We start from the raw sequence: 12,630 nt of genomic DNA, 5'->3' as shown, positions 1-12,630 counted from the left end.
TTATTCCTCACCTGTATATTCAAAGAAAATTTCCTTTAGGGTGCTATCTCCTAATTCTTCCCTTTTAATATATTTCACAACTTTTCCGTGGTTTAAAATATATGCCTCATCCCATTCATGTAACATATCTATAATATGGGTACTCATAAAAATAGCACAGCCATCTTCCCTTAATTGATGAAATATTTTAAAGGTATCTTCAATACTTGCTGGGTCTAATCCAATCATAGGTTCATCTACAAGTAAGGCTTTTGGCTCTATTATTAAAGCTAAAACCATACTTAATTTTTGCTTCATTCCCTTACTTAATTCCTTTGCTAAAGATTTTCTTTTATCTTCTAAATTAAATAATTTAATATATTTATCGGCAATTTCTTTATAATTATGTAATTTATATGCACTACCTATAAAGTCTATATGTTCTTCAATTGTTAATAAATCAAATAAAACAGGAACTTCCGGTATATAGCCAAAGCTTTTTTTAGCTTCTATAGTCTTATTATCAAATCCACAAATTTCAATTTTTCCATCAAAATCCAATAGATTTGCTATTGATTTGATAATCGTTGACTTTCCTGCACCATTTGGACCTAATAAAACAGTAATTTTTCCCGGTAAAGCTTCTAATGTTACATTATCAACTGCTTTAAAGTTACCATAACTTTTAGTAACTCTTTCTAAACTAATCATATTATCACCTTCTTAAACTAAATATTACCATATTTATAGCTAGTATTATTACAATATCCTAACAAATAACAAAAAAACCCTTCAATATGTTTCTTGAAAGGTTTTTTATTAGATTATTATTAACTTTTCTTAAAAAATATTCTTGCCTAAATCTTCGTAACAATTATATTAATAACTACATATAGTAAAAATATTAAGCTTATTAATGCAACTTTTAAAATATAGGATTTTTTCTTCATAAATACTATTGCAATGTACTCCCTTATCATTGCATTTGGTAAATAATAAATTGCGGTTTTGGCACCTATTCCACTTATATTTAAATTAACCTGTTTAGCATATATTGCTGCTCTAAATACATGGTAATTACTTGTGGAAAATATTGCTTTATAGTTACTTCCTGAAATGGATTCTATTATCTTTTTTGAAAATTTAAAATTTTCCAAAGTACTTTTAGACTTATCCTCTAATAAAATATCATCCTCTTCTATTCCTTTTTCAATAGCATATTTTTTCATAGCTAAGGCTTCTGGAATGGTTTCATCGGCTCCTTGTCCACCGGAAAAAATCAATTTTGAATTCTTATTGTTTGCTTTTTGTTTTTTATAAAATAAAATAGCCCTATCTATTCTGCTTCCAAGTAATTTAGAAACTTTATTACCATCAATTAGTCCACTTCCCAATACTATTATATAATCTTTATCATATTTAGGTTTATAGATTCCATATAATAAAGAAGATACAAAATAATTATAGAAGGACAACATAAAATATACCAGTAATATTTCTAAGTAAATTAAAATATATTTCAATATACTTGGAATTTTTTCAAAATTAATATTACCTAATACAATAAAAAGAAAAAGTATAATTCCTATAAAAAGGGTTAGCATATTAGCGATACTTCGTCTTTCCCTTTTAAATACAACTATTGCATTTATAAAACAACCAACTAAAATAATATATAAACCAAAACCCCATACTATTAAGAAAATCAAAACTGCAATAAAAAACAATAACCGAATTAGTATTCCATCATACATTTGTCCAGCCATTAAAATGGAAACAAACATCAAAAGTAATAGGATATTTAGTAAAACACCATTTAAAAGTCTGGTTTTATCGGTTTTAAATGAAATAAGCAATAAAAAAAATACTAAAAATGTTAATACTACTATAGTAAATAGTAGTGTTTTGTCATTCATTATAACTCCTTAAAAATCTGCATCTACAATTACTTCAAGTTCTCCTGTCCATGGGTCCATTAAATAACCTCCGATTTTCACATCATTAGGCATTAAGGGATGATTTCTTAAAAGCATAACTGTGTCCTCTATGGCTTTTGAAGTTGAGTCAAAACCTCCCAACCAATTTTCCACATCTATGCCACAATATTTCATGGTTTCTATTTCTTCTTTTTTTATTCCCCGAATAATCATTTTTCTTTCAATTTCTAAACCATTAACTTGTTTTGCTCCACACTCCTTATGTCCAATAATCATTATATTTTGAACATTTAATTCATAAACCCCAATTAATAAACTTCTTACAGCAGAACCAAATTTATTGGTTATTATTCCACCTGCATTTTTAATAAGCTTAATATCACCATTTTTAAAACCTAGTGCGGCCGGTAAAAGTTCAACTAATCTTGTATCCATACAAGTTACAACTGCTAGTTTTTTATTGGGAAATTTATCTGTCTCATAATTTTTATATTTTTTCTCTTTTACAAAATTTTTATTATATTCTAATATTTCTTCTATCACAATATACCCCTATTCTAAATTAATATCACAATAATATCATGAATTATACTTTAAGGTAAAGAAAAAGTTTTCATAAAATTAATTTTAATACCATTATTAACAATATAAAAAAATCAACTATAGAAAAATTTATAGGAAATATTCTATAGTTGAATCCTATTTGTTTTTAACCCCTTTAACCTTAAAATAAAACATTCCAACAATTAGCCCTAATATTGATGGAATTACCCAGCCAAATCCATCTTCAAAAAATGGCAAAATATTAGACACTATTTTTAAAATCTTATTGAGAATGTAATTATCTCCAATAGATTTAGCTACTGTATTTAAGGCATCAAATAAACTGGCAAAAGCTGTAAATATTATAGTAATTATATATACCTTTTTATTGTTTTTAAATATTGGTGATAAAAAAATCAAGGCTATTAAAACTATTGCTATTGGATATAGGAAATTTAATACCGGTAGAGATAATTTAATTATTGAATTTAATCCTACATTGGACACTACAAAACTTATTAATGTAACTATACAAATAAATTTAAAATAACTAATTTTAGGATAAATTTTATGAAACATCTCTGAACAGGCTGTTATTAATCCAACAGCTGTTTTTAAACAAGCAACAACAACTATAATGGCAAGTAGAATTTCTCCAAAAAATCCAAAATAATATTTAGAAATTTGATTTAAGGCTATTCCTCCGTTTTCAGATAAGGCAATCTTCCCTAAACTTGAAGCCCCCATATAAACCAAGGAACCATATATTACAGACATTAGTACCAATGTTACTATGCCGGATTTTAAAGTATATTTAGCTATTTCATTTGGCTCTTTTATTCCCAGTCCCTTTATACTATTTATTACTATTATAGAAAAAGCTAATGAAGCTAAAACATCCATTGTATTATAGCCTCCAATAAAGCCTTCCCTAAAGGCTCCTGAAATAAAATTACTTTGAATTTCGGCATTTGAAATATGACCCATAGGATTTACAAAAGATACTACTATTAATGAAGACAAGAGTAGTAAAAACATAGGATTTAATACCTTCCCAACCCAAACCATTATTTTTGAAGGTTTCAACGACAGTAGAAATGCTAATGTATAAAAAATTAATGTAAAAATTAATAAAAATACCTTTACTTTATCTTCTCCAATAAATGATTTTAAGCCTACTTCAAAAGAAACCGTTCCAAGTCTAGGTAAGGCAAAAAATGGTCCTATTGTTAAATATAATCCTATAGTAAAGAAATATCCAAATTTCTTATTTATTCCTGTAGTCATTTCAAATAAGCTACTATTTTCAGATATTCCCATTGCTATTGTTCCTAATAGAGGAAGCCCTACAGCTGTAATTAAAAAACCAATCATAGTTTGAATCATATTTGCTCCTGCATTTTGTCCTAGATTTACAGGAAAAATTAAATTACCTGCTCCGAAAAATAGTCCAAAAAGCATAGATCCAATTGTTATATAATCTTTAATTTTATTTTTCATAACTCCTCCAAACTATATAAGTATACTACACTTGATTTTTTTAAAAAACTTATTTTTTATTTCTAATATAGTTAAAAAATATTAATTATCAATTAATCATTAAAATAAAAAACAGGAAAGATTTTTTCTTTTCTTTCCTGTGAATATTTTTTATTTTACATTAGGCTTTCTGCATACCTTACAGATTCCATTGCATCTTTTCCATAGAAATCTGCATTTATCATTTTTGCATATTCTGAAGTTAAGACTGCCCCTCCTACCATAACCTTACAATAAGGTGCTTCCTTTCTTAATAATTTTATGGTTTCTTCCATTGCAGGAACAGTTGTTGTCATTAAAGCACTAAGACCAACGAGTTTTATCTTGTTCTTTACTACAGTTTCCACTATTGTTTCCGGCGAAACATCCCTACCTAAATCAATAATATTAAAACCATAATTCTCTAATAAGACTTTGACTATATTTTTACCTATGTCGTGAATATCCCCTTTAACTGTTGCTAGGACAATAGTATATTTCTTTTCTTCTTTTTGTCCTACTTTTTTTAAATATGTCTTTATATTTTCAAAAGCTTCTTTTGCCGCCTCTGCACTCATTAATAGTTGTGGCAAATACAGGGTTTTATTTTCAAAACCAACTCCTACAATATCCAAGGCCGGAACTATTTCTTCATTGATTATTTCCAAAGGTTTTTTGTCTTCTAATAGTTTATTGGAAATTATACTTGCTTCTTCTTTTAAGCCTTTTATAATTGCATCTTGTAAGCCAACTGTAGCCTGTTTATTTTTAGATTTTTCATTTTTATTAATAAGCTTACTATCTATTTCCAAGTTAGATGCAAATTCTATATAATTTTTACATTGTGGGTCATAATCCGATAAAGCATTAAATGCATAGTAGGTTTTCATCATTTCCACAGAATTAGGATTCATAATAGCAGCATCTAATCCTTTTTCCAAAGCCATGGCAAAAAATGTACCGTTTATTAAATCTCTATTTGGAAGTCCAAAGGAAATATTAGAAACTCCTAAACTTGTAATTCCATTAAATTCTTTTTTTACTTTTTCCAATGTTCCAAGTGTTACTAAAGCAGAACTTGTGTCTGCACTTATTGTCATTGCTAGAGGGTCTATTATTATATCTTTTTTATCTATTCCAAATTCTTTAGCATATGAATATATTTTTTCTACTATTTTTATTCTACCTTCTACAGTATTCGGAATGCCATTTTCATCTAAAGTTAAGGCAACAACTAGTCCACCATATTTTGCTATAAGAGGAAAAATTGCATCCATACTTTCTTTCTTACCATTTACCGAATTTACCATAGGCTTTCCATTGTAGATTCTCATGGCTTTTTCAAGGGCTTCATAGTTTGAAGTATCTATTTGTAATGGTAGATCCGTTATTGCTTGTAATTCTTTTATTGAGTCTACCATCATTTCAACTTCATCAATTTCAGGTAGGCCAACATTTACATCTAGGGCATCTACACCTAATTCTTCCTGTTTTACTGCTTCATTTAAAATATAATTAATATCATGGTTTCTTAAGGCTTCTTTAAACTTCTTTTTACCTGTAGGGTTTATTCTTTCTCCTATTAATACAGGCTTCCTACCAAATTCCACTCCATGGGTATAGGAAGAAATAAAGGAATTGTTTTTCTTAACTACTTCAACAGGTTTTAAATCCTTGGTTTTTTCTATAATCCTTCTAATATATTCCGGTGTAGTTCCACAACATCCACCAATAATCCTAGCACCATTTTTTACTATCTCCACCATAATATCGGAAAACTCCTCAGCATCTACATCATAAACAGTCTTTCCATTTTCACTGCGAGGTAGACCTGCATTAGGATTTACAATTATTGGTAGGGACGAATATTTATTGAATATTTTTACAATATCCACCATTTGAGCCGGTCCAAGACTACAATTCATTCCAATAGCATCTACTCTTAAACCTTCCAATAAAGCAATCATGGCTATTGGATCTGCACCTGTCATTAAAGTTTTATTTTCATCATACACATTTGTAACAAAAACCGGTAAATCGGAATTTTCTTTTGCTGCTAAAACTGCTGCCTTGGTTTCATAACTATCATTCATGGTTTCAATAACTATTAAGTCGACATTATTCTTTACTCCCAAGTCTACGATTTCTTTAAAGACATTAACTGCTTCTTCAAAATCCAATTCTCCCATAGGTTTTAATAATTTTCCTGTTGGTCCAATATCAAGGGCAATATAATGTTCAACATCCCTCTTTTTTGTTAATTCAAATGCCCTTCTTACATTTTTTACAGCTGCATTTATAATTTCTTCTAAAGAATAATTATTATTTTCTCCTGTAAATTTAAAGGAATTAGCGCCAAAAGTATTAGTTAAAATTATATTTGAACCAGCATCTAAATATCCCTTATGCATTTCAATAATTTTACTTGGATTCGTTAAATTCCATACTTCCGGTAATTCTCCCGGTTTTAAGCCCATTTCCTGTAAGACTGAACCTTGTGCTCCGTCAAAATACAATAATCCTTTTTTCATTTTATCCAATATATTCATATAATCTCCTATTTGTAAACTCCAATAATTGCCGATACAGATTTTGATGGTGTCATTAATAGACTATCGTTTAAAACAACACCTATCTTTTTAGTAACCTCTAAATTTTTAAAAATATCAACTTGTAAGCCTAAATCCAAATCTCCATAGCCGGGACTAAATCTTGTTTTTAAACTATTACCCTTTTCATCTTCAATTTTAGCTAGATAATCATTGAAAAAATCGCAGTAATCCTCAATAATACCTGAACCAATACCTTGAAAGGCCAAAGCTTTAACTGGAGATAAATTGGTGTATTTTTTAATTTTTCTGTCAATTCCAAATCCGATTGTAGAAACAAAAACATAAATCTCCTTACAACTTTCTAGGTTTTTATATAAATTAGTAGAATTGGTTTTTACAAAGCCTAAATCTACTTCATAATTGTCATTTAATTTTAAATCATATTTTCTATAACATGTTTTAAAAACCAAATCATTTTTTACTTCATTAAATGATTCATCTACTATTTTTAATATTTCACTGGTAACTTTGGATTTTTTCTGACCCATGTAGTGTATCATGCTTTTTTTATTTAATTTAAAATCCCCAAGTTCAGCTTTGTGTATATAAATTATATCCTTCATTAATTATTTACAATCTCCGATAAATTATTATTTATTCTTCTTGCTATTTCAGGTTTATTCATAGTATAAACATGAATTCCATTAACTCCATTTGCATATAGGTCAATAATCTGTTCAGTTGCATAGGCTATTCCAGCTTGTGCCATTGCCTTTGGATTATGTCCAAATTTATCTACTATGGTTTTAAATCTTTGAGGTAAGTGAGTTCCTGAAAGTTCAGTTATTCTTTTTATTTGTTTTGGATTTGTAACCGGCATAATTCCTGCTATTACAGGAACTGATATACCAGCATCCCTTAATTTATATAAGAAATTATACAAAATATTATTATCAAAAAACATTTGTGTAATAAAAAACTCACACCCCATATTAACCTTGTTCTTTAAAGTTTCAATATCATCAATTAAACGTTCCGATTCCACATGACCTTCAGGATAGCATGCCCCTCCTATGCAAAAATCACCGAAACTATTAATATCCTTCATTAAATCACTAGCATAATTATAATCTCTACTGCGAAACTTTTCCATATCCTCAGGTAAATCCCCTCTTAGTGCAAGAATATTTTCAATATTATTGTCTCTTAATTTTTCTAGTTGATTGATAATTGTTTCCTTATTAGATGTAACACAGGTTAAATGTGCTAAGGAAGTTACATTGTAGGCTTTTTGAATATTAGAAGCAATATCAACAGTATAGTCACTGGTTCCTCCACTAGCTCCATAGGTAACACTAATAAAACCAGGATTTAACTTTGCTATTTCCTCTGTAGCAACTTTTACCGATTCTATACCTGCACTTGTTTTTGGCGGAAAAACCTCATAAGAAATAACCTGCTTACCTTCTTTAAATAAATCTATAATTTTCATAAATACCCCCAGTAATTTTATTGAAATTCATTTACTTTATAGTAACACAGTGTTTTGTTATGAACAATTACTATTAATTTATGGTTAGATATAGTTAAAAGCAATAATTAGCAATGTAAATTTTATAATTTTTATATCATACTCTTTCTGTTATAATAAAATTAATATAAAAATTAGGAGGCATTATGAAAAAGATTAAATTTTTAGTAATATCATTATTATTAGTATTTTCACTAGTAGCTTGTTCTACTAAAACAAATACAGAAAAGGAAACTAATATTCCAACTGAAAATAATACTATTACAGTAAATATTATTTTAGAAGAAGATAAGCAAGAATTTGCTAATGAAGAAATTGAAACTACAGAGGATAAGAATCTACTTTCTTTATTAAAGGATAATTTTGAAATAGTTGAATCAGATGGATTTATTACCTCAATTAACGGTAGAGAACAAGATGAAAACGAAGGAAAGTATTGGACCTATACAGTAAATAATGAATATGCTACTACAGGAGCAGGTGAATATATATTAAAAAATAAAGATACTATAGTTTTCTCTTTAGAAAAATTTGAAAATGAGTAATAGGAAATTAACCTTCCTTTCATTATTATCAGCTGCTACTATTGCCGGAAGAATTTTCTTTCAATTTTTACCAAATATACAGCCGGTAACAACAATAATTATATTTACAGCAATATATTTTTCCTTTATTGACGCAATTCTAGTAAATACTTTGGTAATATTTATTTCTAATTTATACTTAGGCTTTGGAATTTGGACTATTTACCAAATAATTTGCTACACTGTAATTATTTTAATAGCAGTTATATTAAAAAAATTTAATAACTTTAAAAAAAGCATACTTTTACAAGCTATTTACAGCTTTTTTTCAGGTTTTATATTCGGCCTTGTTTATTCCCTTTTAATTTCATCTATGTTTAGTAATTTTAAAAGCTATTGGGTTTATTTACTTGCCGATATGCCCTTTAATCTACTTCATGCTATAGGAAATATTGTTATCTACTTAATAATTGTTCCTATCCTATTAAAAATTATAAAAAAATATTTTTATTGAAAATTTATGATTATTTGTATTAAAGTTATTATAAAGTAAAAGTTTTTATTGAAAATAGATTAATTATTTACTTTTTAGGGTAGAACCTTATTACAGTAACTAGAATAGACAAACAATTATACAAGGAGGAATACCATGAAACTTAAAGATAAAATTGCTATTGTAACTGGAGCAAGTTCAGGAATGGGAAAGGCTATTGCAACAGAATTTGCAAAAGAAGGTGCTAAGGTATACGCTGTAGCAAGAAGAGTTGAGAAACTAGATGAATTAAAGAAACAAACTGAAAGCTATGAGGGTGAAATTATTCCTGTAGGAAGGGATTTAATGGATTTAGAAGCTGCTGCCAAAGTAATAGAGGAAGTTGCTGATAAAGAAGGCAAACTAGATATTCTTGTAAATAATGCAGGTATAATGGATAATTTTGCAGGAGTTGGAAATTTTGATGATGAAGCACTTAAAAATATTTTCCAACTTAATACCTTTACTCCTTTTTATACATCAAGGGAAGCAATCAAAATTTTTGAAAAACAAGGTTTTGGAAATATAATAAACATTGCTTCTGTAGGAGGTTTAAACGGTGCCAGAGGTGGTTCAATTTACACAGCATCTAAACATGCCGTAATAGGACTTACAAAAAACACTGCCTATATTTATACTAAAAAGAATATTAGATGTAATGCTATATGTCCAGGTGGAGTTGAAACAGATATAGCCAAAGGTGCTTATATGCAAAATATCGACAAAGAATCTAGAGAAGTAATACTACCTGCTACTATGGCAACAAATCCAAGATCCGGAAAACCGGAAGAAATTGCTAAAGTTGCTGTTTTCCTAGCTTCTGATGATTCCGGCTTTATAAACGGTCAAGCAATAGCAGTTGACGCCGGATGGACAGCTTATTAAAAATAAATTATTTTTTAGAGTAGAATTTAAAAATTCTGCTCTTTTTTATGATTTTATATTAGCCCTTGACTTTCTTTGACTTTTGATGTATGATAAAGATGTAAAGGGATAGCACTTAATATGGTGTAGTGCTAAATTGAACTTTTTAAGGAGTGATTATTATGTTAAACAAAATTACACCTAGAAGATATACTGGATTAAGAAACCAATTCGATGACTTTTACGACCTAATGGATCAATTTTTTAATGAAGGTACTTTACCAACTAAATTCAACAATGAACCTTTGTTCAAGGTTGATATTCAAGATTTAGAAGATGAATATTTAGTAGAGGCAGACTTACCTGGTTATGACAAAAAAGAAATTAATATTAAACTTGACGATGGAAGATTAACAATTTCTGTAAATAAAGATGAGGAAATTGATAAATCCGATGAAAAGAAAAATTATATCCATAAAGAAAGAAAAACTTCTTCTATGAGCAGATCAATGTATTTTGACAATATAGATGAAGAAAATCTAAAAGCAAAATTAGATAATGGAGTTTTGGAAATAAAAATTCCTAAACGTAAAAATAATAACAAGACAAAAGAAATTGAAATTGATTAATATCCATGAAAATGGATTGCATCCTCCCAGAAGGCTTATTTAAGCCTTCTTTTTTTATTTTATATTAAGTAACATTTTAATATTATCTCTTTTCTGTTAATATAAATTATACGAGGAGAAAAATATGAAAACTAAAAAATATATTAACATTTCCATATTATTAATAGGTGTACTTTTTATAATAATAGGTATAAAACAAAACGATTATCAAGATACATTAATGAAAGCAATCTACATATGTTTGGAGTGTATCGGCATTGGCTAAATTAAAATTACCTATAAAAAGAAAAATATTTCAACTTTTTACTGCCTTATTATATAATTCAGATTTAGTTAATTTTACAAATCAAACAATCAACCAAAATAAAACTAAGGGATTATGTGTTCCCGGACTTAATTGTTATTCATGTCCCGGGGCAATAGCAGCCTGCCCCCTAGGTAGTTTACAATTTGCCATTACACAAATTCCTAACAAACTACCATTTTATATTGTTGGAACACTATTAATATTTGGAGGACTTTTTGGCAGATTAATTTGTGGATTTTTATGTCCTTTTGGTCTTATACAAGAATTATTATATAAAATACCAACACCAAAAATTAAAAAAAATAGTATTACTAGAAAATTATCCTATTTGAAGTATATCTTACTGGTAGTATTTATTCTTATTTTACCTGTGGTACTTTTAGCTCCGACTTTTTGTAAATATATATGTCCTGCAGGTACTTTAGAAGCCGGAATTCCTTTAGTAGTATTTGGAAATAAATTTGATAATATAGTTGGAAAATTATTTAATTGGAAAATTTTCTTATTATTGTTTATAATAATCCTAGCTGTATTTATTTATAGAGGCTTTTGTAAATTTATCTGCCCTTTAGGTGCGATTTATTCTTTTTTCAATAAATATTCTGTATTTGGAATTACAGTTAATGAAAAAAGATGTATTAACTGTAACAAATGTATTAAGGTATGTAAAATGGATGTAAAGAAGGTTAATGATCACGAATGTATTAATTGTGGTGATTGTATAAATTCTTGCCCTACTAATGCAATACATTGGAAAAAGATAAAGATTAGAGGAGAAAAGGAAATTGAAAAAAATAAAACTTAGTTTTTTACTTATTGTATCATTATTTATAATAACTTCGTGTTCAGAAAACGAGACAATGACAAGTAGCAGTTCAAATGAATCTACTGATACTTCTCAAAATATTACAGATTCTACTACAGAAACAGATGTAACTGAACCTACTTCCGATCCAAATGCTGAAGGTTTTGATATAGGTAACTTAGCACCGGACTTTGAAGTAGAATTACTTTCAGGAGAAACTGTTAAATTATCTGATTTTAAAGGTAAAGCTGTAATTTTAAACTTTTGGGCAACATGGTGTAGTCCTTGTAAAAGGGAAATGCCTGACTTGCAAAAAATTCAAGATGATTATCCAGAAGAAGTTGTAGTTCTTGGAATATCAATAGGAGAAGAAAAACCATTAGTAGAAGATTTTGTAGAAAAAAACAACTATACTTTTAAAATAGCAGCAGATGAAAATGGCAAAAACAGGCTACCCTATTTTAGCATTTCCAACTACCTTCTTTTTAGATAAAGACGGTAGGATTATTGATTCCGCTATGGCTATGAAAGATTACGATTATTTTGAAGAAAAGATTGAAGAAGCTTTAAATACCAATACCGAAATTGAAGAAGAAACTACAGAAGCAGTAGAAGCAACTTCTGTTCAGGAAAATTAAATCACTACCACCCGTTTGTGTACCGACCCCCAAAAGTTAGATCAGAAATCTAACGATTAGGAGGTCGGTTTTTCAATGGCAAAATATAGTTTCGGATTTAAACTAAAAGTAGTAAAGGAATATTTACAGGTTTGGGAAGATACAAGTATTTAACTAAAAAATATAATATTCCCGATAAAGAAACAGTTCGTGATTGGGTTAAAAAATATATGTAATTTGGTGAAGAAAGCCTATTAATAAAAAGAAAAAATAATAATAAATATACTTTAGA

General features: G+C 28.3%; 15 protein-coding genes. 8 read left to right on the top strand and 7 right to left on the bottom strand.

Going from position 1 to position 12,630, the window contains the following annotated elements:
- The 7 genes from JFY71_RS08105 to metF form a co-directional block, all read right to left on the bottom strand.
- On the bottom strand, positions 1-690 hold the full coding sequence (locus JFY71_RS08105) for an ABC transporter ATP-binding protein (RefSeq protein ID WP_243660306.1): 690 nt from the start codon (positions 688-690) through the stop codon (positions 1-3).
- 146 nt (positions 691-836) lie between these two features.
- Positions 837-1,895 carry a YdcF family protein gene (locus JFY71_RS08100; protein ID WP_243660305.1) on the bottom strand — a complete coding sequence of 353 codons (1,059 nt, stop codon included), beginning with the start codon at positions 1,893-1,895 and terminating at the stop codon, positions 837-839.
- Between the two features lie 9 nt (positions 1,896-1,904).
- A complete protein-coding gene (locus tag JFY71_RS08095) occupies positions 1,905-2,459 on the bottom strand; it encodes a beta-class carbonic anhydrase (protein WP_243660304.1) in 555 nt (184 codons plus the stop codon).
- A 156-nt stretch (positions 2,460-2,615) separates the two neighbouring features.
- Entirely contained in the window at positions 2,616-3,959 is a 1,344-nt protein-coding gene (gene brnQ / locus JFY71_RS08090) for a branched-chain amino acid transport system II carrier protein (protein ID WP_243660303.1), read from the bottom strand.
- 155 nt (positions 3,960-4,114) lie between these two features.
- Positions 4,115-6,526, bottom strand: coding sequence for a homocysteine S-methyltransferase family protein (locus tag JFY71_RS08085; protein WP_243660302.1), 2,412 nt, complete (start codon positions 6,524-6,526; stop codon positions 4,115-4,117).
- 8 nt (positions 6,527-6,534) lie between these two features.
- On the bottom strand, positions 6,535-7,152 hold the full coding sequence (locus JFY71_RS08080) for a vitamin B12 dependent-methionine synthase activation domain-containing protein (protein ID WP_243660301.1): 618 nt from the start codon (positions 7,150-7,152) through the stop codon (positions 6,535-6,537).
- Positions 7,152-8,021 (bottom strand): methylenetetrahydrofolate reductase [NAD(P)H], encoded by an 870-nt coding sequence (metF, locus tag JFY71_RS08075; RefSeq protein ID WP_243660300.1) that lies wholly within the window; start codon positions 8,019-8,021, stop codon positions 7,152-7,154. The genes JFY71_RS08080 and metF overlap by 1 nt, the downstream gene beginning before the upstream one ends.
- A gap of 185 nt (positions 8,022-8,206) precedes the next feature.
- Here metF and JFY71_RS08070 point away from each other — a divergent pair, with 185 nt between their 5' ends.
- From JFY71_RS08070 to JFY71_RS08040, 8 genes are all read left to right on the top strand, one after another.
- Positions 8,207-8,605, top strand: coding sequence for a DUF4430 domain-containing protein (locus tag JFY71_RS08070; protein WP_243660299.1), 399 nt, complete (start codon positions 8,207-8,209; stop codon positions 8,603-8,605).
- Entirely contained in the window at positions 8,598-9,098 is a 501-nt protein-coding gene (locus JFY71_RS08065) for an ECF transporter S component (protein WP_243660298.1), read from the top strand. The genes JFY71_RS08070 and JFY71_RS08065 overlap by 8 nt, the downstream gene beginning before the upstream one ends.
- 135 nt (positions 9,099-9,233) lie before the next feature.
- Complete coding sequence (locus JFY71_RS08060) at positions 9,234-10,001, top strand: SDR family oxidoreductase (protein WP_243660297.1); 768 nt, start codon at positions 9,234-9,236, stop codon at positions 9,999-10,001.
- Positions 10,002-10,162: 161 nt separating this feature from the next.
- Entirely contained in the window at positions 10,163-10,609 is a 447-nt protein-coding gene (locus JFY71_RS08055) for an Hsp20/alpha crystallin family protein (protein WP_243660296.1), read from the top strand.
- A gap of 124 nt (positions 10,610-10,733) precedes the next feature.
- A complete protein-coding gene (locus tag JFY71_RS12200) occupies positions 10,734-10,874 on the top strand; it encodes a CD1871A family CXXC motif-containing protein (protein ID WP_420846421.1) in 141 nt (46 codons plus the stop codon).
- Positions 10,867-11,721, top strand: coding sequence for a 4Fe-4S binding protein (locus tag JFY71_RS08050; protein ID WP_243660295.1), 855 nt, complete (start codon positions 10,867-10,869; stop codon positions 11,719-11,721). The genes JFY71_RS12200 and JFY71_RS08050 overlap by 8 nt, the downstream gene beginning before the upstream one ends.
- Positions 11,702-12,214 (top strand): TlpA family protein disulfide reductase, encoded by a 513-nt coding sequence (locus tag JFY71_RS08045; RefSeq protein WP_243660294.1) that lies wholly within the window; start codon positions 11,702-11,704, stop codon positions 12,212-12,214. Before JFY71_RS08050 ends, JFY71_RS08045 begins: the two co-directional genes overlap by 20 nt.
- Positions 12,159-12,359, top strand: a complete 201-nt coding sequence (locus JFY71_RS08040) for a TlpA family protein disulfide reductase (RefSeq protein WP_243660293.1) — start codon at positions 12,159-12,161, stop codon at positions 12,357-12,359. Before JFY71_RS08045 ends, JFY71_RS08040 begins: the two co-directional genes overlap by 56 nt.
- The last annotated feature ends 271 nt before the right edge of the window (positions 12,360-12,630 follow it).

This window comes from Miniphocaeibacter halophilus (assembly GCF_016458825.1).
Classification (GTDB): Bacteria; Bacillota; Clostridia; order Tissierellales; family Peptoniphilaceae; genus Miniphocaeibacter; species Miniphocaeibacter halophilus.
This window is presented reverse-complemented; position numbering and strand designations above follow the sequence as displayed.